The organism is Streptomyces botrytidirepellens (assembly GCF_003721215.1).
GTDB lineage: Bacteria > Actinomycetota > Actinomycetes > Streptomycetales > Streptomycetaceae > Streptomyces > Streptomyces himastatinicus.
In genome coordinates, this window is record NZ_RIBZ01000840.1 from 1 (window position 1) to 19,046 (window position 19,046).

20 protein-coding genes and 8 pseudogenes are annotated in these 19,046 nt (G+C 68.3%); 15 read left to right on the forward strand and 13 right to left on the reverse strand.

The window, feature by feature from the left end:
- Positions 1–81 precede the first annotated feature (81 nt).
- A pseudogene (locus tag EEJ42_RS43825) lies at positions 82–288 on the forward strand (hypothetical protein); the annotation flags it as partial.
- A gap of 84 nt (positions 289–372) precedes the next feature.
- On the opposite strand, the gene EEJ42_RS54800 reads toward EEJ42_RS43825, so the two are convergent.
- Complete coding sequence (locus EEJ42_RS54800; RefSeq protein WP_184503556.1) at positions 373–555, reverse strand: hypothetical protein; 183 nt, start codon at positions 553–555, stop codon at positions 373–375.
- A 151-nt stretch (positions 556–706) separates the two neighbouring features.
- Between EEJ42_RS54800 and EEJ42_RS51515 the strand changes: the two genes are divergently transcribed.
- Both EEJ42_RS51515 and EEJ42_RS43835 read left to right on the forward strand, forming a co-directional pair.
- Positions 707–1,096, forward strand: coding sequence for a DUF3592 domain-containing protein (locus EEJ42_RS51515; RefSeq protein ID WP_184503557.1), 390 nt, complete (start codon positions 707–709; stop codon positions 1,094–1,096).
- Between the two features lie 196 nt (positions 1,097–1,292).
- Positions 1,293–1,762: pseudogene (locus EEJ42_RS43835) on the forward strand (NF041680 family putative transposase); the annotation flags it as partial.
- 24 nt (positions 1,763–1,786) lie between these two features.
- Here EEJ42_RS43835 and EEJ42_RS43840 read toward each other — a convergent pair.
- The 3 genes from EEJ42_RS43840 to EEJ42_RS43850 form a co-directional block, all read right to left on the reverse strand.
- Positions 1,787–2,320 carry a phosphoribosyltransferase family protein gene (locus EEJ42_RS43840; protein WP_123107714.1) on the reverse strand — a complete coding sequence of 178 codons (534 nt, stop codon included), beginning with the start codon at positions 2,318–2,320 and terminating at the stop codon, positions 1,787–1,789.
- Positions 2,321–2,598: 278 nt separating this feature from the next.
- Positions 2,599–2,970, reverse strand: a complete 372-nt coding sequence (locus EEJ42_RS43845; protein WP_123107715.1) for a MerR family transcriptional regulator — start codon at positions 2,968–2,970, stop codon at positions 2,599–2,601.
- Between the two features lie 17 nt (positions 2,971–2,987).
- Complete coding sequence (locus tag EEJ42_RS43850; RefSeq protein WP_123107716.1) at positions 2,988–3,989, reverse strand: MDR family NADP-dependent oxidoreductase; 1,002 nt, start codon at positions 3,987–3,989, stop codon at positions 2,988–2,990.
- A gap of 287 nt (positions 3,990–4,276) precedes the next feature.
- On the opposite strand from EEJ42_RS43850, the gene EEJ42_RS54805 reads away from it, so the two are divergent.
- Positions 4,277–4,669 (forward strand): NucA/NucB deoxyribonuclease domain-containing protein, encoded by a 393-nt coding sequence (locus EEJ42_RS54805; protein ID WP_425473064.1) that lies wholly within the window; start codon positions 4,277–4,279, stop codon positions 4,667–4,669.
- A 362-nt stretch (positions 4,670–5,031) separates the two neighbouring features.
- Here EEJ42_RS54805 and EEJ42_RS53530 read toward each other — a convergent pair.
- A pseudogene (locus tag EEJ42_RS53530) lies at positions 5,032–5,359 on the reverse strand (transposase); the annotation flags it as partial.
- A gap of 225 nt (positions 5,360–5,584) precedes the next feature.
- On the opposite strand from EEJ42_RS53530, the gene EEJ42_RS43860 reads away from it, so the two are divergent.
- The 6 genes and pseudogenes from EEJ42_RS43860 (at position 5,585) to EEJ42_RS43885 (ending at position 10,739) form a co-directional block, all read left to right on the forward strand.
- Positions 5,585–6,490 carry an NADP-dependent oxidoreductase gene (locus tag EEJ42_RS43860; protein ID WP_123107717.1) on the forward strand — a complete coding sequence of 302 codons (906 nt, stop codon included), beginning with the start codon at positions 5,585–5,587 and terminating at the stop codon, positions 6,488–6,490.
- A gap of 83 nt (positions 6,491–6,573) precedes the next feature.
- Positions 6,574–7,636, forward strand: a pseudogene (locus tag EEJ42_RS43865) (alkene reductase).
- Between the two features lie 11 nt (positions 7,637–7,647).
- Positions 7,648–8,127, forward strand: a complete 480-nt coding sequence (locus EEJ42_RS43870) for a MarR family winged helix-turn-helix transcriptional regulator (RefSeq protein ID WP_123107718.1) — start codon at positions 7,648–7,650, stop codon at positions 8,125–8,127.
- Between the two features lie 207 nt (positions 8,128–8,334).
- Positions 8,335–8,613 (forward strand): NAD(P)H-binding protein, encoded by a 279-nt coding sequence (locus tag EEJ42_RS54050; protein WP_221179493.1) that lies wholly within the window; start codon positions 8,335–8,337, stop codon positions 8,611–8,613.
- A 5-nt stretch (positions 8,614–8,618) separates the two neighbouring features.
- On the forward strand, positions 8,619–9,224 hold the full coding sequence (locus EEJ42_RS53540) for an NmrA family NAD(P)-binding protein (RefSeq protein ID WP_281291645.1): 606 nt from the start codon (positions 8,619–8,621) through the stop codon (positions 9,222–9,224).
- Between the two features lie 174 nt (positions 9,225–9,398).
- Positions 9,399–10,739 carry a S28 family serine protease gene (locus EEJ42_RS43885; RefSeq protein ID WP_123107719.1) on the forward strand — a complete coding sequence of 447 codons (1,341 nt, stop codon included), beginning with the start codon at positions 9,399–9,401 and terminating at the stop codon, positions 10,737–10,739.
- Positions 10,740–10,823: 84 nt separating this feature from the next.
- Here EEJ42_RS43885 and EEJ42_RS53545 read toward each other — a convergent pair.
- Positions 10,824–10,974 (reverse strand): annotated as a pseudogene (locus tag EEJ42_RS53545) (TetR/AcrR family transcriptional regulator); the annotation flags it as partial.
- Here EEJ42_RS53545 and EEJ42_RS54810 point away from each other — a divergent pair.
- A pseudogene (locus tag EEJ42_RS54810) lies at positions 10,947–11,142 on the forward strand (hypothetical protein); the annotation flags it as partial. The pseudogenes EEJ42_RS53545 and EEJ42_RS54810 sit on opposite strands and share 28 nt — an antisense overlap.
- Before the next feature lie 393 nt (positions 11,143–11,535).
- On the opposite strand, the gene EEJ42_RS43895 reads toward EEJ42_RS54810, so the two are convergent.
- The 3 genes from EEJ42_RS43895 to EEJ42_RS43905 are packed head-to-tail and all read right to left on the reverse strand — an operon-like array spanning position 11,536 to position 13,561.
- A complete protein-coding gene (locus tag EEJ42_RS43895; RefSeq protein WP_342778414.1) occupies positions 11,536–11,808 on the reverse strand; it encodes an NAD(P)H-dependent oxidoreductase in 273 nt (90 codons plus the stop codon).
- Entirely contained in the window at positions 11,778–12,437 is a 660-nt protein-coding gene (locus EEJ42_RS43900; RefSeq protein WP_123107720.1) for a response regulator, read from the reverse strand. Before EEJ42_RS43900 ends, EEJ42_RS43895 begins: the two co-directional genes overlap by 31 nt.
- Positions 12,434–13,561 carry a sensor histidine kinase gene (locus EEJ42_RS43905; protein ID WP_123107721.1) on the reverse strand — a complete coding sequence of 376 codons (1,128 nt, stop codon included), beginning with the start codon at positions 13,559–13,561 and terminating at the stop codon, positions 12,434–12,436. Before EEJ42_RS43905 ends, EEJ42_RS43900 begins: the two co-directional genes overlap by 4 nt.
- 231 nt (positions 13,562–13,792) lie before the next feature.
- Between EEJ42_RS43905 and EEJ42_RS43910 the strand changes: the two genes are divergently transcribed.
- The 3 genes and pseudogenes from EEJ42_RS43910 to EEJ42_RS51520 all read left to right on the forward strand — a co-directional run.
- Positions 13,793–14,191 (forward strand): DUF6223 family protein, encoded by a 399-nt coding sequence (locus EEJ42_RS43910; protein WP_123107722.1) that lies wholly within the window; start codon positions 13,793–13,795, stop codon positions 14,189–14,191.
- Positions 14,192–14,362: 171 nt separating this feature from the next.
- Positions 14,363–14,773, forward strand: coding sequence for a RidA family protein (locus tag EEJ42_RS43915; RefSeq protein WP_123107726.1), 411 nt, complete (start codon positions 14,363–14,365; stop codon positions 14,771–14,773).
- Between the two features lie 86 nt (positions 14,774–14,859).
- Positions 14,860–15,915 (forward strand): annotated as a pseudogene (locus EEJ42_RS51520) (transposase); the annotation flags it as partial.
- 11 nt (positions 15,916–15,926) lie between these two features.
- Here EEJ42_RS51520 and EEJ42_RS53550 read toward each other — a convergent pair.
- Complete coding sequence (locus EEJ42_RS53550; RefSeq protein WP_246097780.1) at positions 15,927–16,202, reverse strand: hypothetical protein; 276 nt, start codon at positions 16,200–16,202, stop codon at positions 15,927–15,929.
- 241 nt (positions 16,203–16,443) lie between these two features.
- Positions 16,444–16,779: a winged helix-turn-helix transcriptional regulator gene (locus EEJ42_RS43930; RefSeq protein WP_123107723.1), complete on the reverse strand. Its 336-nt coding sequence runs from the start codon at positions 16,777–16,779 to the stop codon at positions 16,444–16,446.
- Between the two features lie 113 nt (positions 16,780–16,892).
- On the opposite strand from EEJ42_RS43930, the gene EEJ42_RS43935 reads away from it, so the two are divergent.
- Positions 16,893–17,360: an ester cyclase gene (locus EEJ42_RS43935; protein ID WP_123107724.1), complete on the forward strand. Its 468-nt coding sequence runs from the start codon at positions 16,893–16,895 to the stop codon at positions 17,358–17,360.
- Between the two features lie 159 nt (positions 17,361–17,519).
- On the opposite strand, the pseudogene EEJ42_RS43940 reads toward EEJ42_RS43935, so the two are convergent.
- A pseudogene (locus EEJ42_RS43940) lies at positions 17,520–17,949 on the reverse strand (transposase); the annotation flags it as partial.
- 194 nt (positions 17,950–18,143) lie between these two features.
- Positions 18,144–18,767: an SMI1/KNR4 family protein gene (locus tag EEJ42_RS43945; RefSeq protein ID WP_184503558.1), complete on the reverse strand. Its 624-nt coding sequence runs from the start codon at positions 18,765–18,767 to the stop codon at positions 18,144–18,146.
- Positions 18,768–19,046: the final 279 nt, after the last annotated feature.

A 19,046-nucleotide genomic window follows, 5' to 3' on the forward strand; every position in this document is an offset into this window, starting at 1 on the left:
CTGGTACAACTACCACCGACCCCACACCGGAATCAGCTGCCACACCCCAGCCAGCCGCATCACCAACCTCTTCGGACAACACATCTAGAACGCATGGTCGCCCGCCGCCTTGCCGCCGATGCCACCCGGGTCAGTCTCAAGGACCTCTTCGAAGACCTACGCCGCCAACTCCCCTACGGAGTCGTCGGCCTGAACAACAACTACACCGCCCTCTACGCCCGCCGTCTGATCGACGACCACCCCCGCTGGGCCGGCGTGTTTGAGCTGCGCCGCCGCCGTGCCGCCTGAGATACCCCTTTCGCTTCTCTCGTCCTGCCGTCCACCGATACGGAGAACCTCTTCTTGTCCACTCGTCCCCTCGTGCTCGTGGTTTCACCCGGCGATGAGACCTATCGCGGCTACCGCCTGGAGCAGGTGGCCGCGGCGTACGACGTCGTTCTGCTCACCGGCGCGGAGCCGTCGTGGGAGAAGCGGTTCATCGTCGATCACGCTGTCGTCGCCCTGAGCGCCCCCGTAGCCCTGCTCGCCGGCGGCCGGGTCCTGGCTGAGCGCCACGACCTCGCCGGTGTGGTCACCTGGGACGAGTGGCTCCTCGTTCCCACCGCCCGCCTCCCCATACAGAAAAGCCTCCCCACCAATAGCCTTCACGGCAATAAAACCTGTAACTTGAGCTGGTGCCCGCGCTTACTCCGAGAGGGAGCCATCGATGAGCATCTCCGGCTATGCAATCATCACTGCAATGTGCATCGGCCTTTTCTCTTTCGACATCCGAGGAATTCGCCTCCACCGGGCCCTGCACAAACGAGGCGTGAGAACGACGGCAAGATGCATCAACATTGCCCAGAACGAAAAGGGGCTGTACCGGCTGCAGTTACAGTACTTACGACCCGACGGCACCTCATACGCATTCAAGGATGAGCCGTACGAGTTCCCGCCGGTAGGCCTCGGTGGAGAACTGGAGATCATCTACGACCCCGAGAATTACGCAGCCGCACGCCTTGTTTCAAAATTGAGCCCTCGATACATTCCCTACTTCATGACGATAGCGATCTTGGCATTTATTGGCGCCACGGTGGCCTTTATGGTCGGAAGATAGGCATCAGCCGAAGAAGTGAGTGAGTTCCGCCCGAGTGGGGCGGGCAGGGGTCTTCCGGCGGCTCGCTTCCGTGGACGGCAGGGAGTCTGTCGACCCTTCGCCGCCCGGCCGGGGCACCGCCTCCGGAAACTCCGGGGGCTCGCTCTCCTCGTCGCGGTTGATGGTCGACGTCATCCAGTTCGCGACGGCGAGATGATTGAAGGTCGAGCATCTGTCGAAGGACCGGGATGCCCCGCCGGTGTGGTTGTGGTCCTCCAAGACCGGCGCCACCCCGGACGACGTGGACCGCTTCTGGCAGGCATTTCTCCGCCGCTTCGATCTGGAGCACACCTTCCGCTTCGCGAAGCGGCGGACCGCTGGACCTGGCTCCTGATCGTCGCTCACACCCAGCTCCGGCTCGCCTGGCCGCTGGCCGGCGATCTCCGCCAGCCCTGGGAGAAACCCACCACCTCCGACCGGCTCACCCCGACCCGAGTCCGCCGCGGGTTCAGGAATATCCGCGCTCACCTCGCCTGCCCGGCCCGTGTTCCCAAACCCCCAGGCGCTGGCCCTGGACGGTCACCCGGCGCCAAGAACAAACACCGGGCACCCCGCTACGACGTCGGCAAGACCGTCAAACGCCCCGCGACCCTCAAGGCCATCGGCAAACCCGGAAGATCTTGGTAGATCAAGCTGAGCTCAGCTTGTTCTTTATCGGTACGGTGGGAGTTCTTGCGCAGTCAACAGCCCTCGAATAGTGCCGAGGGCGTTCTTCGGCGCACCGGTGAGCTGATCGACGATGACACTGCATCCCACCCAGGTGGACCCGCACTCCTGGACCATGCTCTGGGCGGCCGCAGCCTGGCTACCGGTCTCAATCCAGTCATCAACCAGCACCACACGGTCTCCCGGCCCCAGCGACGATCGCTGGAGTCGCAGCGTGTGACGAAGGCGTCGGTAGTCGGCAGACGACTGACGCACAACTTTGTCGCCTGGGAAGAGGCCCTCGCCCTTGCGGATGGGAACGAAACCGACGCCGAGCTCGACGGCCGCGGCACCGCCCAGAAGGAATCCCCGCGACTCGATCCCACAGACTGCCGTGATCTGCTCATCCCGGAACGGTTCAACGAGAGCGGCGACCACCGCGGCCAGTGCCTTGGCATCCCGAAAGATCGCCCACACATCCGCGTGACCACCGATCCACCGGAAGTGTTCAACCATCAGGTCACGTGCAGTCGAAGGCATGGGCGGAAGTCTTCCGATCGCCGACCAACGCAGCAAACCATTAACGACCACACCGGCATCCTGGCTCTCACGACATCAACCTGAGCCCGTAGATAAAGAACAAGCTAACCTTGAGTTTTAACCTCCGGGGTTCACATGGCGGCATTGCCCTCGAAGGACGGCCGCATCCGACGTCGTGCATGAGCGGCAGGCTGAGACCACGAGCGCCAGCCCGACAGGTCGGAGATCAGCACTCAGGCTCAGGTGCGGGCCCGCTGTCGCTGAAGGGCGAGCCCGGGTCACATTGCGGGCCTGCCTGCGGCTGCGGCGAGGCCCTGCCGTAGGTGTGTGAGGCGTGCGATCTCCGCGTCCAGGGTTGCCAGGCGATCGGCCACGACGTCACTGAACTCGCCGGGGCGGCTGCCACAGGATGAGGACGGTTGGTCCTGGACGAGGAGATCCAGGCGGTGGGCGCGGAGGCGGATGTCCTCCAGGGTGAGGCCCAGAGCCAAAAGGTTGCGAATGACGCGGACGCGGTCCAGCTCGGCGGAGCCGTACTCACGTTGACCGGACGAGGTGCGTGGCGGGGGTCGAAGCAGGCCGCGGGCCTCGTACAGGCGCAGAGCGCGTGGTGTGGTTCCGGCTGCCGCCGCTGCTTCGCCGATTCGCATACCCGCTCCGCCCTGTCCTACAGCTCCACGATTGCCGCTCCGAAGGAGCGGCCGGCGATCAGTTGGGGCAACGCCCCGGGGGCGCGCTCCATTCCGCGGACCGGCGTGTACGGGAAGTGGATGTCGCCCGCCCGCAGCCAATCCCCGAAGCGAGCCTCCCACTCCGCCTCGACATCCGGGTGGTCCACGCCGCTGTAGCCGGCGATGGTGATGCCCCTGGTCAGCAATCGGTAGGTGTCGAGCACAGTCGGCGCGCTCCCGCCCGCTCGGTCTGGGGACAGCTGACCGTCCAACGCTCCCACCAGAGTCAACCGGGCGCCCCGGTTCGCTGTGTGGACGGCGGCGGTCAGCTGTTCGCCGCCCACGGTGTCCAGGACGACGTCGATGCCGTCCGGCGCCACCTCGGCGAGTTGCCTGTCGACCGAGGCCGCTCCGCGCAGCACGGTAGCGTCGTAGCCGAGTTCCCGCTCCAGTCGCTGCGCCTTGTCCGGTGAGCCGGTGCTGCCGACCACCTGGGCGGCACCCAGCAGCCGGGCTATCTGGCCCGCCATGGTGCCCACAGCGCCGGCAGCGCCGGTCACGAACACGGTGTCGCCCTCTTGGACCTCGGCCAGCCGAGTCAGAGCGCCGTACGCCGCAGAGCCCTGGGCGAGGTGAGCCACCGGGTCGGGCAGGGTGCCGTCCAGCTGCCTGCACTCGGCGGTGGCGGGCGTCGCGTAGTCCCGCCAGCCCTGAAGGTGCAGCACTAGCTGACCCTTCTCCAGCGGCCCGTCGACCACCTCTCCGATAGCGGGGCCGAACAGGGTGTCTCCGGGGTGCAGCGGCGGCAGGGGCACATCGCGGGTCTCACCTCCGATGAGGGTGCGCAACCCCGGGAAGACGAGGAAATGGGCATTGCGGACGAGTACCTGGCCGACCCCAGGACGAGGGATGGGGGCCTGTTCCAGGGTGAAGTCGTCTGGAGTGGGCAATCCAGCGGGGCGGCGGGCCAGGCGTACAAGACGATGAGTCGCGTTCATGGCCGGACGCTAAGCCTTGACCCATGGGTCAGGGTCAAGGCTCAGCTTGAGCATGGCTTTGACGAGTCGACGCCCGTGCTCTTCAGCCTGCCGCTCGTACGCGCCGTCGGACGGAGCCGCCCTTCGTGCAGTCGTACCGGGTGCGGTACCGGTGCTGGCGGCAGCCCAGGAAGCTGACATCCCATGGGCTGGCCTGCCCCGCCAGGAAGGTTTCCGCACATCGGCTGGATGGCTCTCCTACCGGCCTGTGTTCCAAAACTCCTGTGCACCAGCGCAAGCAACGTGCAATGACTGCGCGCCCAGGAGCAACGGAGGCATCGCCGCCACGCGTTCGAACCCCAGAGGTTAAAACTCAAGCTAACATCCGCTCATCCAGCGGCGTCGGCGGCGTCGGAGTGCCCCGCGACCTGCTCAAAGCCCTCACCCGGACGACCAATAAGGCCCGGATTCAACGCAATCGCGCCAGTGTCTGCGGGAGGGCCGTCGTTGGACCGTCTCCCCCTGGCATGGAATGCGACGAGTACCCCTTCGCTTCCATGGAGGGACCGCCCTGCCCCAGGGATCGCGAGGGTGGGCGTGGGTGCCTGAAGCGGAGCAGCGCAGCCAAGGCGGATTGCTCGCCGGCTTCTACGCCAAGAACCGTGTACTGGACGGTGACCACTTTTTACGTGCAGGTGTGAGCAGCGATGGTCGAGAGCAGTGCAGGCGGATCCGCGGCCGTGTGCACGATGACCTGCCCGGGCGTCCTGCGACGATCCGGGCTGTGCGTACATCGGGCGGCCCTGTGGCGTCCTCGAGGTGTCCAGAGGCTGCGCATCCGCCGGGGCGGACCGGTCAGCGCCGGTCCGGAGGGGCCTCTTCGCCACCGTGGCCAACCTCGGCACGAGCGCGACCGCGACTACTGACAGGTCCCCGGAACCCCTGGGGGTTTCGAGGGGTCGTTGCAACACGTGGTTGTGTTGATCAGGCCGCGAGCAGTTTATGCAAGCGCTCGGCTGGTGTTTCCCAGCCGAGCGTTTTGCGTGGTCGGCCGTTGATCAGGTCCCTCACAGTGGCCGGGCACGGCCCGGTCTTCGGCCTCGGCGGGACACTCGCTGATCATGACCATCGGGGTGGAGAACCGCGGGGCGCGCTGCTGGGCCTGCCGGCGGGGCTTTACGGCGGGCGCGACCAGTGCGCAAGGCCCTGGCGAGTTCCCGGCGCAGTTCGCCGCGGCCCTGGACGTAGAGGGCCTGGTAGATCGTCTCGTGGGCCAGGTGCATCTCCAGCCGGTCGGGGAACCGGGCCCGCAGAGCCTGGCAGATCTGCTCGGGGCTCCAGCGTAGGTCCAGGTGACGCTGGATGAAGTCCCGCAGTTCGGGGGTCTGGCCATGCGGTAGACCGCGACACCGAGGGGTGCCGACCCTTGCTCACACCCTGGCGGTCGCCGCGTTCGTTCACGTGGTCGGCCACACAAGTGATCGACACACCCCGAAGCGAGGCGAGGTGGCTACCTTTGCCCCCACGTCCGACATTACTTGGCTAGCCACATGATTGCAGTTACCTTGATTATGTGGCCAGCCACGCTTTTGGTGGCCGAAGGGAATGGAGTCATCATGAAAGCAATCGTTTTCGACCAGTTTGGCGGCCCGGACGTGCTGCACGAGGCGGACATGGAGATCCCGCAGCCCGGCCCCGGACAGGTCCGGGTCCGCGTGAAGGCCGCCGGGCTGAACGCGCTGGACGGCAAGATCCGCTCCGGGATGATGGAGGCCGTCCGCCCGACGACCTTCCCCGCCGTCCCCGGTGGCGAGCTCGCAGGCGTGGTGGACGCCCTGGGTGAGGGCGTGAGCGACGTGCAGGTCGGTGATGAGGTGTTGGGCTGGTCGGACACCGGCTCGTACGCCCAGTACGCTCTGGCCACCACCGTGGCCCCCAAGCCCGCCCGCCTCGACTGGCAGCACGCGGTCGCGCTGCCGGTGGCCAGCGAGACGGCCGAGCGGGTCCTGAACCTGCTGAGGGTGGCCGCCGGGGAGACCGTGCTGATGCACGGCGCGTCCGGAGCGGTGGGCACCCTGGCGGTCCAGCTCGCCACGGCCCGCGGAGCACGCGTGATTGCCACCGCAGGCCCCTCCAACCAGGACTACCTCACCTCGCTCGGCGCCACCGCGACCGTTTACGGCGACGGTCTGGTCGAGCGGGTGCAGGCGCTGGCCCCCGACGGCGTGGACGCGGTGTTCGACCTGGCCGGGAAGGGAGCCCTGGAGGACTCCATCACCCTGCGGGGCGGCACCGACCGCATCGTCACCATCGCCGACTTCGGTGCACGGCAGCTGGGCATCACCTTCTCCCAGGGGTCCCAGGAACGCTCGACCGCCCGCTTGGCCGCTCTGGCCCAGGACGCCGCGGCCGGCAAGCTCGTCACCACCGTCACCGCCTACCCGCTCGACCAGGCGGCCACGGCCCAGCAGGTCAGCGACGCCGGGCACGTGCGGGGCAAGCTTGTCCTGACCGTCGACTGAGCACACCCGCCCACCGCCTCCCCACGACCATCCGCTGCCTTTACGGTGACCGGCCGGTCATCGCCCTGTCGAAGGCCCCCCTCATGCTGGATTCCCTGTGGACGCCGACCACTCTTGGCGGCATATCTCTGCCGCACCGCCTGGTCATGGCCCCCATGATCCGTGACCGCTCCACACCGGAAGGCGTCCCGACCGAACTGAACGCCGAGTACTACGCCCAGCGGGCCTCGCACGCGCTCGTCATCACCGAGGGAACCCAGCCCTCCGCCGACGGCCAGGGCTACCTCCTGACCCCCGGCATCCACAACGACGAGCAGATCGCCGGGTGGCGCAAGGTCACCGACGCCGTGCACGCGGCCGACGGCCGGACCGTCATCCAGCTGATGCACACCGGACGCATCGCCCACCCCCACAACACCCCCCCCCACGGCCGCCGGCCGGTCGCCCCTTCGGCGATCCGGCCGCAGGGCGCGATGTTCACCGCGTCCGGGCCCCAGGAGATGCCGACCTCCGTGCTCTGTCGACGCAGGAGGTCGCGGCGACCGTCGAGGACTTCCGCCGCGCCGCAGCGGCCGCCGTCGCGGCAGGCGCCGACGGCGTGGAGATCCACGGCGCCAACGGCTACCTGGTGCACCAGTTCCTGTCCGACGACACCAACCAGCGCACCGATGGCTACGGCGGCTCGATCGAGGGCCGCATCCGCTTCGCCATCGAGGTCGCCGCCGCGGTGGCCGACGAGATCGGCGCCGAGCGCACCGGCATCCGTATCTCCCCCGCAAACCCCTACAACGACATCGCCGAGTCCGACACCGCCAAGCTGTATCCGGCGCTCCTCAACGCTCTGCGCCCCCTGGACCTGGCCTACCTCCACGTCCTCCACGCGGGCAACGAGGAGCTGCTGGGCACCCTGCGCGCGCTGTGGCCGACCACGCCGATCCTCAACCGGGGCGGCACCGACCTGCCGCCCGCGCCAAGGACATCGACAACGGCACGGCCGACCTCGTCTCCGTCGGCACCCTCGCGCTCGCCAACCCCGACCTGGTCGAGCGGCTCCGCACCGGCGCGCCGCTGAACACCCCCGACCCGGCGACCTTCTACGGCGGCGGAGCGGCCGGCTACACCGACTACCCCACCCACACCGTCTGAGGAACCGAACCATGCCCACCCCCGGACCCCGCATCCCCACGACGGCCGGCGCAGGACCGATGAGCTACGCGATCTTCCAACTCGCCCGCGCCCACCGCGCCTACGCCGCCACCCTGCTGCGCGAGATGGACCTGCATCCCGGACAGGAACTGCTGCTGATGCACCTTCTTGACCGGGACGGCCAGTCCCAGTCCGAGCTGCTCGAATGCCTCGGCGTGGACCACTCCACCATCTCCAAGGCGCTACGCCGCATGCAGGACGCCGGCCTGGTCATCCGCGAGCCGGCCGCACATGACCGGCGCGTCATCGTGGTCCACCTCACCGACAAGGGCCGGGCGATGCGCGAGCCCATCGCGGCCCTGTGGCAGGCCCTGGAGGAGACCTCCGCCCGGAATCTGTCGGAGCAGCAGGCGGAGTCCTTCGTGGAGACCGCCTACGCCATCACCGAGGCGATCAGCAGCCGCGCACTGCCGCAAGAAGAGTCCGCATGACTCCCCGGTGTGCACCCCCATGCCCGCGTACGCCACACCACACGTGAAAAGGGGCACGCGGACTGGAGTGCACAGCGTCCTGCATGCGGCGCGACCACCTTCAATTGGCCATATCACCCACCCCCTCACGGCTGCCTTCGGCCCCCGGCACGCAGGCGCCTATGTCTGCAGCCACCGCCCACCAGCCTGATGGAAAGTGAGACTCCCATGCCTGCCACCGACTCAACCATCCTCCCGGTCCTCGTCGTCGGGGCGACCGGCTCCCTGGGGAGCAAGGTCGTCGACGAACTCCTGAGGCGCGGCAAGAACGTCCACGCCCTGGTGAGGTCGGCCAGCGACGCCGGCCGGCTCGAAAGCCGGGGTGTGGAGATCGCCCGCGGCGACATGCTCAACGTCGACTCGCTCGTGGCCGCCATGAACGGCGCCGATGCCGTCATCACCACCGCCGCCGGCTACACCGCACCGGCATCCGGCGGTTCGTCCTGACCAGCATCCTCACCAGCGACCAGACGCCCGATGTCCCGCACTTCTGGCACAAGAAGCTCGCCGAGGACAAGCTCGAACAGCTCGGCGTCCCGTTCGTCGCCCTGCGCCCGGGGGCGTTCCTCGACCAGGTCGCGAGCATGGCGGGCGACCCGGTCGACAAGGGCCGCATGGTGTGGATCGGCAAGGCCACCATCCCGCTGACCTTCGTCCACACCTCCGATCTCGCGGCGTACCTGGCAGCCGCGGTCGACGCCGATGCCGAGGCCGGTGAGCGGATCAACATCGGTTGGGACCGTCCGGTCAGCATGCGGGAGGTGGCCGACGTGATGGGCAGCCGGGCCGGAAAGAAGATCAAGGTGTGGGCCGTCCCGTCCGCCGTCGCCCACGCCGCAGGAGCCGTCGCCGGCCGCTTCATGCCCCTGATCGCGGACATGGCCGCGATGTTCCGCTGGTTCGAGACCGGGACGGTCCGTGGCCGTCGCGCCCGCCATGTACGCCAGGGCCGCGTGGTCGGCGTTGTCGTGGGCCGGTTTCACCCGCCGCGTCCACGAGCGTGGCCGTGGTGTCCGAGAGCGCGAGCGGGGTGTTCAGCAGCCACGTCAACGGTGTGAACAATTCCCCTTCGAAACTCTGCGGCGCCAAGGGGCACAGCTCGACGACCTCCCCCGCGCGGGGGAGCTGTTCCCCCGCGTGCGGGATCTTTCGAGGGTGCCCGTCGGCTGTACTGGACCCGCGGTCGGCGGCACATGGAGAGACCGGCCACCGGAACGGGAAGGTTGACCACCATGGGCACCTGGACGAGACGACGTCTGCTCCTGTCGACGGCTACGGGGGCGGCGGGCCTGGCGGGCACGGCGCCGGCGCACGCCGCGGGGAGGGGCCGCCGGGGGGACGACAGACTCCTGGGCGCCCTGCGGGCGCTGCCCGGGCTGCGTGTGGTCGAGGAACGGCCAGGCGCCGAGCCGGGGTACCGCTTCTTCGTCCTCGGCCTGCGCCAGCCGGTCGACCACACCGACCGCGCGGCCGGCACCTTCGAGCAGCGCCTCACCCTGCTCCACACCGCCACCGACCGTCCGACCGTCCTGTTCACCACGGGGTACGAGGCGGTGCTCACGGCCCGCCGTACCGAACCCACCATCGTCCTGGGCGGCAACCAACTCCAGGTCGAGCATCGCTACTTCGGCGCCTCACGCCCGCCGACGGCCGACTACGCCCACTTGACCATTCGGCAGGCCGCCGAGGACCACCATCGCGTCGTCCGCCTCTTCCGCACGATGTACCCGGGTGCGTGGATCTCCACCGGCGGGAGCAAGGGCGGCATGGCAAGCGTCTACCACCGCCGTTTCCACCCGCGCGACGTGGACGGCACCGTGGCCTCCTCCGCCCCCAACAATGTCGACGACCGCGAGGACTCCGCCTACCTGCGCTTCCTGGCCCGCGTCGGCACCGCCGAGACCCGCGCCGCCCTGGAGCGGGCACAGCGCGAGGCCCTGGTGCGCCGCGCGGAGCTGGTCGCACGCTACGAGACATGGGCGGCCTCCACCGGCGACACCTTCCGCATCGTCGGCAGCGCCGACAAGGCCCTCGAAATCGCTGTCCTGCGTGCTCCGTTCATGTTCTGGCAGAACGGCGGCGCGACGGACCCCTCCACCATCCCCGCCCCCGGCGCCCCCACCGGCGCGCTGTATGCCTGGCTGAACGACACGGCCCTGCTGCCCGCCTACGCCGACACCGTCGCCCGGCCACACATCCCGTACTTCTACCAACTCGGCACCGAACTCGGATACTGGGACGCCCCCACCCACCACTTGGCCGACCTGCGGCGGTACCCGGATGCCATGCAGCCGCGCAGTTTCGTCCCGCGCGACGTCCCCTTGCGTTTCGACGCCACGGTCATGCCCGACATCGACCGCTGGGTCCGTCGGCACGGCGACCGCATGCTCTTCCTCAACGGCGCCCAGGACCCTGCCGTCGCCGAACCGTTCCACCCCGGTGGGCGCGACTCCCGCACCCTTTGGGCCCCGAACGCCAGCCACCACGTCACCTTCGATGATCTGTCCGCAGCCGACCGCGCCGACGCAATCGCCACCCTGAACCGCTGGGCGTATCCAGCCCAGGGGAGCTGAAGGCCACAGGCGGCAAGAACCTCGACGCCTCGCCCCAACATGACGGTGCGTAGCGACACGAAGCCGTGGGGTTGCCTCTCCTCGTCAGCTGAGGTCGGGCAGTGACCGTCGGGCGACCCCGTGGGCGTCGTCCGGCAGGACGCCCAGCATGCGCAACCATCTCGGCCAGGTTCGCGGCAGCCTCGTCGCCGTCCAGGTCGGGGCGGGCGAACCGCAGCTCGATCAGGGACAGCAGCCGACGAGATCCTCCTGGTCCCGGCCATTCCGCACACCCGCACCGACAAGAAGCTCGAAGTCCCCGTCAAGCGAGGAGTTGCAAGGGGTTTCCGCGGAGCAGGTGGTCAACCCGCCTGACGTCGACAACCCGGGCCTGATCGGGCACTCCGCCCGCTTGGGGGCCGACGGGGCGGCAGCCGACGGCTTTCGCCGCGGAATCCGACCTCGGCACGTCGGTGCGCGGTGGCAGGGTGCGCTGGGGCATCCCTGCGCGCCGGGTACCGCGCACCGATCCGGCTTCTGCAAGGGCGCGGGCAGCGGATCCTCTGACGCGCTGATTGAGGCTGTGGACGAGTTCCCCCGCCCGCCAGCTCTGAGGTTGAACTACCGTCCGTGCTGGTGCCCGAGCCCGAGCGACGAGGTCACAGGTGTTGAACCTCAGCCTCATGCCGGTTTGTAGGAATCCGCCTGCTTACGCGGCCAAGTCTCCGGTCGCTTGGCGCCGATCGGGCGAAGAATGGTGGGATCCGCCACCACTGCGTCGTGATCGATGAGAGTGGTCGCTGTGGTGAGGGTGCGGTCAGGCGGCGAAGGAGGCGAGTAGTTCGTTGTACTGCTTGGCGGCGGTGGTCAGGTCCGGTCGGAGAGGCCGAAGGCGGTGCGCGCCGGCGGTGACGGCGACGAGGACCTTCTTGCCGGCCAGCTGTGAGGGGGAGCCGTCCATGGTGAAGGCCCCGCCAAGGGTGAAGACCTTGTCCTGCCACTGCTTGAACAGGCCGGTCGCCTGACCTGTCTCCGCCGTCGTGAAGTCGGCAACCGCTGTCAGCGGTTGCGCGGGGTGACCAGGCCGGATTCATAGGCGAGGACCACGAGTTGGGCCCGGTCGCGGGCGTGCAGTTTGGTCATGGCCCGGTTGATGTGGGTCTTCGCGGTCATCGGGCTGATCACCATCTGATCGGCGATCTGGTCGTTGGACATGCCTTGTGCGGCCAGGGCGACCGCTTCGCGTTCGCGGCTGGTCAGCTCCTCCAGCGCGGCGCCGGTGGTGGGGAGCGGCTGGGTGACGTACCGGTGGATCAGTTTGCGGGTGATGGACGGCGCGAGCAGAGCGTCGCCGCGGGCGGCTACCCGTATGGCGTGCAGTAAGTCCTCCGGCACGATGTCTTTGACCAGGAACCCGGCGGCGCCGGCGCGCAGCGCGTCGAAGACGTATTCGTCCATGCCGTAGTTGGTCAGCATGACGACGTGCACGCCGGCCAGGGCCGAGTCTGCGGCGAGGCGCCGGGTCGCCTCGATGCCGTCCATGACCGGCATCTGGATGTCGATGAGTGCGACGTCGGGCAGATGCTCCTTGATGAGCACCAACCCCTCTTCGCCATCGGCGGCTTCGGCCACCACCTCGATGTCGTCCTCGAGGTCGAGCAGCGCACGGAAGCCGCTGCGGATGAGCGGCTGGTCGTCGACCAGCAGGACACGGATCATGATGCTCGTTCCACTGGGAGGTGGGCCTGGACGGTGAAACCGTGCTCGGTGCGCGGCTGGGCGCGCAGCCGGCCCCCAAGGGCGGTGACGCGTTCGCGCATGCCGAGCAGCCCGAGGCCGGGGGCCGGGGCGTCATCGGGGGTGGCCTTGCCGTCGTCGTCCACTCGGATGGATAGTGCGTCGGGCCGGTATTCGACCTGGACCGTCGCCGTAGTGGCACAGGCGTGCCGGGCGGTGTTGGTCAGCGCCTCCTGGACAATGCGGTAGGCGGTCCGGCCCACCGCGGCCGGTACGGTGTGCCGTTGCCCTTCGATCGTCAGCGTCGCGTCCAGGCCCATCGAACGGGCGCGCTCCACCAGTTCCGGTACGTGTTCAAGGCTCTGCGGCGGCGTCGTGTCGTCGTCACGTAGGGCCTCCAGAGTGGCGCGCAGCTCCCGGCTTGCCTCCCGTCCGGCCGTCTGGATCGCCAGCAGCGTCTCGGGCACCTGTTCGCCGCGCCTGCGGGCTACGTGGACGGCGACTTCGGACTGCAACTTGATGATCGAAATCTGGTGGGTGAGGGAATCGTGCAGCTCCCGCGCGATGTGCAGCCGTTCCTCGTCGGCGCGGCGCCGAGCGGTCTCCTCCCGGGTGCGCTCGGCTTCGTCCGCCCGCCGCTCGGCCTGCCGCAGCGCCTCACCGGCGGCAAAGGCGGCGATCAGCCAGGCGATTTCCAGTACATTCCGGGCCTGCGTGAACGCCTCACGCGCCGGCCCATCACGGAAGATCAGCGCCGTGAGTAGGAGGACGACGAGCAGGGACACGGATGCCGCCACCGTCAGGGCACGGTGCCCGGCCCGCACGGCGCCGTACACCGCAACCAGATACGAGACAGCGAGCACCTCAAAACCCGCCGCCTCATACCCCACCGCGCACAGGCCGGTGACAGCCAGCACGGCAATCGGAGCCCTACGACGCGCGATCAGCGCCAGAGCGCCCGCCGCCAGCAGCACGGCGCCGACCAGCTCACGCTCCCCGGCCGGGTGCTGCCCGGAAAACCCCGTTCCCAGCAGCAGCGCCGCCACGCTGACGGCGATCGCCCAGTCCATGGCACCGGCCGGGACACGAAAACGCCTTGTGTCCATGCGCGCACCCTAGCCGGACGACGCTTCGGGCGAGTCTCGCCCACGGACGAGCGCCCGGCTACCGCACCCGCGGTACTCGCCCGCCGCCTGCTGCATGCGCAGCAGTCAACTGCCATGTCGACGGCAGTCCGAAAAGACTGCGCCCGCCGGACGACCAACCGTGCGGTCGCCAGGCACGCTCAAGGCCCAGCGACACCGCGGAATTCCCGGCGCACGAAGGAGGAGAGTGGCATGAGCGCAACAGATGTCCTGACGGTGGCCGCCGAGGGCGGAGCCATCGGCGACGGGCGGACGGGGGCCAACCTGGCCTTGGGTGTAGGCCTGATCGGGGTGGCCATCGGATGGCTGGCTCTGGCCCGCGCCACCGGCCGCATCAGCACCGGCAACGCACGCACCGGCGCCATGGCAGCCATGGCGGTGGGCCTGGTCTGCACGGCCCTCGCGGCGCTGCATCTGGCCACCTCCAGCGGTGGTCCCGGCACCGGCAACGGGATGGTGGGAGCCATCGTGGCCATCCCATTGGGGTTGGTCGCCATGATCCTCGGCAGGCGCGCGAGCACCCACTCCCGACGCACTGAGCGGACCGCAGACCGCTACGAACACGAGCGGGAGTTCGGGCCCACCTCATAGGCACCACCGGACCGGCTCCCTGTACACCACCCAGACTCTGAACTGAACTCCGTCCAAGGCTCGGTTCACCGGCCTCTCCAGGCTTGTTCTTCAACCTCGCGTCGATACGGGCGGTAGCGCGATGGACAAATTGCGATGCGCGTTTGCGGCCTGCTGACCAGACTCGCTGGCATGACAGCGAAGATCACCCACATCAACCCCGAGCAGTTGCATGAGACACCCGGCTACCACCACATCACCGTGGTGGAAGTCGGCCGGACGGCTTACCTGGCGGGGCAGTGCCCGCTCGATCGGAACGGTTCGCTCGTCGGCTCGGGCTCCGTCGAGGTGCAAGTCGATCAGGTCGTCGTGAACGCGCTCGCTGCCCTCAAGGCGGTGAATGCCCAGCCGCAGCATGTGGTGCGTTCGGTGATCTACGTCCGGAGCGACGACAGAGAGGTCTTGGGCCTCGCATGGCGTCGGCTCACCGCCTCCGCCCTCGGACCGGCGTTCTCATCCGCCAGCACGCTTTTGGGTGTCGCACAGCTGGGCTTCGCAGGGCAGCTGGTCGAGGTGGACCTTACCGTCGCGCTGCCTGACTGAGCCGGTTCCTCACGCCTCGAACGGCGTCTCGAACTGCTTCGCCCGCTTGGTCATGTGCCGGACGCCGAGGCGGCCTTCGTCTGATCATGTGCTCCGACCAAGGTGCACCGATCGAAACGAAGGCCGTGAAGGTGACTCTGCTGCCTGACGCCGATCCCGGGGAAGCGTTTGCGAAAGCGTCACGCTTCCGGGACCACCGATTCGACTGCCTGACCGCGCGCGGGGACGAACTGTTCGAGCTGACCGACGCGCTGCTGTGCGCGGACGGGCCGGTGACCGCGCCGGTGGACCTGACGCTGGTGGCCGAGCACCGGCGTGGTCGGCGCCATGTACGACGCGCTGCACCGCGGGAACGTCGACGTGCCCCGGCTGCGGCAGGTGCTGGCCAGCCTGCCCATGCCGCAAGCCGCCGACAGGCGCCTGGTACTCGCTGTCGACGTCAGCCACTGGCTCCGGCCAGACGCGCCGACCAGCGCGGACCGCCGGTTCTGCCACGTCTACGGCCGCAGCGGCCGGTCCTCGGACCAGCTCGTGCTCGGCTGGCCGTACTCCTTCGTCGCCGCCCTCGAATCGGGCCGGACCTCCTGGTGCCAGCTTCTGGACGCCGTGCGCCTCGGCCCGGCCGACGACGTCGCCGAAGTCACCGCCGCCCAGGTCCGCCGAGTGGTCATGGACCTGATCGAGATGGGCGGGTGGCACTTCGGCGACCGCGACACGGCGACAACGTCGACCTGCGCTGGCAGCCGTTCCTGCGCAGATTCGACCTGGAACACACCTTCCGCATGATCAAGCAGACGCCAATGGCAGCCGCCCGAGGCTCCACACGCCCGAGGCAGCAGACCGGTGGACCTGGCTGGTCGTCGCCGCCCACACCCAACTCCGCCTCACCCGGCCGCTGGCCCCGGATCTCCACCGCCCATGCGAGAAACCGGCCGAACCCGACCGGCTCCCCCGCCCGGGTCCGCCGGGGGTTCAGAAACCTCCACCCGAACCTGCCCTGCCCGGCCCGTGCGCCGAAACCCAACCGGCCCAATCCCGCCAGACCACCCGGCACGAAGAACCGACACCCCGCCACCCGCTACGACGTGGGCAAAACCGCCAGACGACCCGAGACCATCACCGAACGCGACCAGGCCAGAGGCGGAACACGACTTCAGAACGGAACAGCCAGTCCGGCCTCGCGCAATCGAAGCAGTGCCCTGCCCATGCACTCGGCGACCGAGGCGCCGTCGGCCCTCATCCCACCGTCCAGCGGCCCACCAGAAGCGGCAAATGTCCACGCCGGCTGACCGTCACGCATGCGCTCCGCGTCGACCCGGATCATGGCACCGGCCCCTTGCTCGCCAAGCCACTCCAGGATGGACAGCGTCACGTCCTCGACGCCACTGTCCAGGTCCACCTTGGGCAGCCGCCCCATCCCCTTGGCCATGGCCACAACCCTACTCAGCATCTGATCGGGTCGCGTCACGCACTCTCAAGGCGGCTCGGACCATAAAGAACAAGGCTGTTTCTCGTCCCCTGGCCTCGTTCTCGCAGGTCAGGGGATCGTCACTTCGGGCGGATCCGCACGAAGCGGGCGTGAGGGGGCCCTGCCCTCCCGAAGCTGCCACGAGGTGAGAAGTAGGTCTCTGTAGCGGAGCTGGGGTGCGCTTGTCAGCGGACCGAGACGGTCACGCGGTGACTGCGGGCTCGCCGTCGGGGACTGCCAGGGCCCAGGCGGCCATGGCATCGAGGACATCCCGCAGTCCTTCGCCGAGAGGGGTGAGCCGGTACTCGACCCGTGGGGGGATCTCCGGGTAAGCGGTGCGGATGACGATGCCGTGCCTCTCAAACTGGCGCAGCCGGCTGGTCAGGGTGTGCGGGCTGATGCCGGGCAGGCCGTCGCGCAACTCTGTGAAGCGGTGGGGTCCGCGCAGGAGTTCGCGCACGATGAGGGTGGCCCACGGTCCGTCGAGCAGGGTAATGAACCGGGCGACGCCGCACTCTGGAAGACGGTCAGCAGTCATTGTTCGAATGTATGCCGTTAGTGCAGTTGATGTAACCGGTGCAGCCTGTGCACTAATGGGCCCTGACCTACACGATTCATGGTCAGCCCGTACGACACGCCTTGGAGGACGTCATGCCTGCGATCACTACGGCCAACACCGCAAGCGAGATGGTGCGCTCGGCCACGACCACCGCGTTGCGGGTCGCCGCGCGTGAGCTGGAGCTCTACGACACCGGGGACGTCGCCGGGGCGGATGAGGTGTTCGCCCCGGATCTGATCGATCACAATTCCGCTGCCGACGTTGCCTCGGGCATCGACGGCATGCGAGCGCTGATCGCCGCGACCCGCGACGGATTCACCGACAGGCAGCACCGGATCCTGTTCCAGGAGGAGCTTCCTGGCGGCTGGGTGGTCCTCCACTGGCGGATGACCGCGACCCACGCGGGAGACGCCTTCGGGTTCGCCGCCAGCGGCAACCCGGTCGATATCAACGGCCAGGACATCATGCGCGTTGTCGACGGCAAGATCACCGAGATCTACCACGTCGAAGAAATGCTCAAGCTCACCCAACAGATCAGTACCGGCGCGCAGGAGGCGTGAAGATCGAGATCTTCTCGGACAACGCCCGCCCGTGAGCCCTGATCGGCAAGCATCGCCGCGACGCGGCGCCTGGCGGCCGGCGGCGGGCCAGGGGCCGTTGCAGTTCAGGCGGCCTGGCGAGCTGGTCCAACCGGGTTGCCGGTACTTGGGCCCGACGGGCCGGTTTGCGGGTGAGCCGCCTGGTGAGCGCGATAGCGGCCCACGTGACCAGGGTTTCGGAGTGCTGGACGAGCCGTTCTGAGTCTCGTGCATGCCGACGGGCGTGCATGATCCACGCGAGCGACCGTTCGACGACCCAGCGGCGGGGCAGCACGACGAAGCCGGAGGTGTCCTTGGAGCGGCTGACGGTCTTGACGGTGAGGTTGAGGTGCTTCTTTGCCCAGGTCACGAGCTTTCCGGCGTAGGTCGGCCCAGACGATCGTGATCTCAGGGTGCATCAGGCGGAGCCGGAAGAGGACTTCCTTGGCCGCGTCGCGGTCGCTGAGGGAGGCGGGGGTGACCATGACCAGCAGCGGCAGGCCGCGGGTGTCGACCGCCAGTGCCGCTTGCGCCCGTTGATCTTCTTGCCCGCCTCGTAACCGCGGGAGGACGCTTCCGCGATTGCTTCCTGCCGGGGCCCGGGCAAGGGCAGACTCATGGCAACGGCCTTCGTGCTGATCAGATGCCTTACGCGACACGGCACTCGGTCGCGTGATGGCCGCCGCATGGCCGGTGAAATGCCAGAACCCACCCGAAGTTCGAGACCCATTCGAGATGCTGCCCGTGATCACGGCTCGCGAGGGATCAGAGCCCTCCGTAGCAGTTCTCCAGGGCTGCCATGTCCCAGACCACTGACACGCTGTCCTGTTCTGCGTCCGCGTCCTCCCAGTACGGAAGCCCCTGTTCGTCCGTGGTGAGCACGTAGTCCAGGACATCCATGGCAGAGCCGTCGGACAGGGCCTGCGCGGCCCAGCTGAGCAGGGCTTGCAGCGAGGTGTATTGGGGCCGGTCGTCGAACCGTCCGCCGTCACCGTGGGCATGCGCACCGATGCGACCGTGCTGGTCACCCGGTGCCATCTCGAGGAAGAGGGAACCCCCGGCGCCATCTCTGGCCAGAGGCAACCAGGATGAACGCCAATAGCGCAGTTCATCGGGAACGTCCCGCTGCTGTGACCCGATCCACCACACGTAGTCTTTCGCGATCTCGGCTGCGCCGGACAGGCGGTAGTTGCCGGGCAGCAGGCACTCCCCTGAGCCGTCATGGCGGCGCAGGGATGCCACCAGGTCCTCGGGAAACACGAGCCCGCACTGGCGTTCTGCCGCGCGTACCGCGTCAGAGCCCGTGGCAGGGGGCAATGAGGCGTACGCGGCCGGTGCGTACTCACACAACCAGTTCTCGATCCGCAACCACGAGCTATCAATCGTCATGGCATGCATCGTCGTCCGCGGGACCACCCAGGCACCAGACCGGCGTCATTGCTCGGCACCACAACTACCCGGTAGTTAAAGATCAAGCTAAGACTCATCCAACAGGCCGCTTCGCGGCACCGGCGCCACTGGCCAACGGCTTCCGTCGGTCACGCCTCGGCGAAGTTTGAGCAGTCTCATCGAAGTCGACGCGGCGCTAGTGACCTGAGTCAGAGATTCGGTGGCAGTAGGCGGCGACTTTGTCGAGGATCTCGTCGGCGGTCTTGGTCCAGGCGAAGG

Coding starts and splice junctions, on each gene's coding strand:
- EEJ42_RS51515 (WP_184503557.1), top strand. CDS start 707: ATGAGCATCTCCGGCTATGCAATCATCACTGCAATGTGCATCGGCCTT.
- EEJ42_RS43840 (WP_123107714.1), bottom strand. CDS start 2,320: ATGCCTTCGACTGCACGTGACCTGATGGTTGAACACTTCCGGTGGATC.
- EEJ42_RS43845 (WP_123107715.1), bottom strand. CDS start 2,970: ATGCGAATCGGCGAAGCAGCGGCGGCAGCCGGAACCACACCACGCGCT.
- EEJ42_RS43850 (WP_123107716.1), bottom strand. CDS start 3,989: ATGAACGCGACTCATCGTCTTGTACGCCTGGCCCGCCGCCCCGCTGGA.
- EEJ42_RS54805 (WP_425473064.1), top strand. CDS start 4,277: ATGACTGCGCGCCCAGGAGCAACGGAGGCATCGCCGCCACGCGTTCGA.
- EEJ42_RS43860 (WP_123107717.1), top strand. CDS start 5,585: ATGAAAGCAATCGTTTTCGACCAGTTTGGCGGCCCGGACGTGCTGCAC.
- EEJ42_RS43870 (WP_123107718.1), top strand. CDS start 7,648: ATGCCCACCCCCGGACCCCGCATCCCCACGACGGCCGGCGCAGGACCG.
- EEJ42_RS54050 (WP_221179493.1), top strand. CDS start 8,335: ATGCCTGCCACCGACTCAACCATCCTCCCGGTCCTCGTCGTCGGGGCG.
- EEJ42_RS43885 (WP_123107719.1), top strand. CDS start 9,399: ATGGGCACCTGGACGAGACGACGTCTGCTCCTGTCGACGGCTACGGGG.
- EEJ42_RS43900 (WP_123107720.1), bottom strand. CDS start 12,437: ATGATCCGTGTCCTGCTGGTCGACGACCAGCCGCTCATCCGCAGCGGC.
- EEJ42_RS43905 (WP_123107721.1), bottom strand. CDS start 13,561: ATGGACACAAGGCGTTTTCGTGTCCCGGCCGGTGCCATGGACTGGGCG.
- EEJ42_RS43910 (WP_123107722.1), top strand. CDS start 13,793: ATGAGCGCAACAGATGTCCTGACGGTGGCCGCCGAGGGCGGAGCCATC.
- EEJ42_RS43915 (WP_123107726.1), top strand. CDS start 14,363: ATGACAGCGAAGATCACCCACATCAACCCCGAGCAGTTGCATGAGACA.
- EEJ42_RS53550 (WP_246097780.1), bottom strand. CDS start 16,202: ATGGCCAAGGGGATGGGGCGGCTGCCCAAGGTGGACCTGGACAGTGGC.
- EEJ42_RS43930 (WP_123107723.1), bottom strand. CDS start 16,779: ATGACTGCTGACCGTCTTCCAGAGTGCGGCGTCGCCCGGTTCATTACC.
- EEJ42_RS43935 (WP_123107724.1), top strand. CDS start 16,893: ATGCCTGCGATCACTACGGCCAACACCGCAAGCGAGATGGTGCGCTCG.
- EEJ42_RS43945 (WP_184503558.1), bottom strand. CDS start 18,767: ATGACGATTGATAGCTCGTGGTTGCGGATCGAGAACTGGTTGTGTGAG.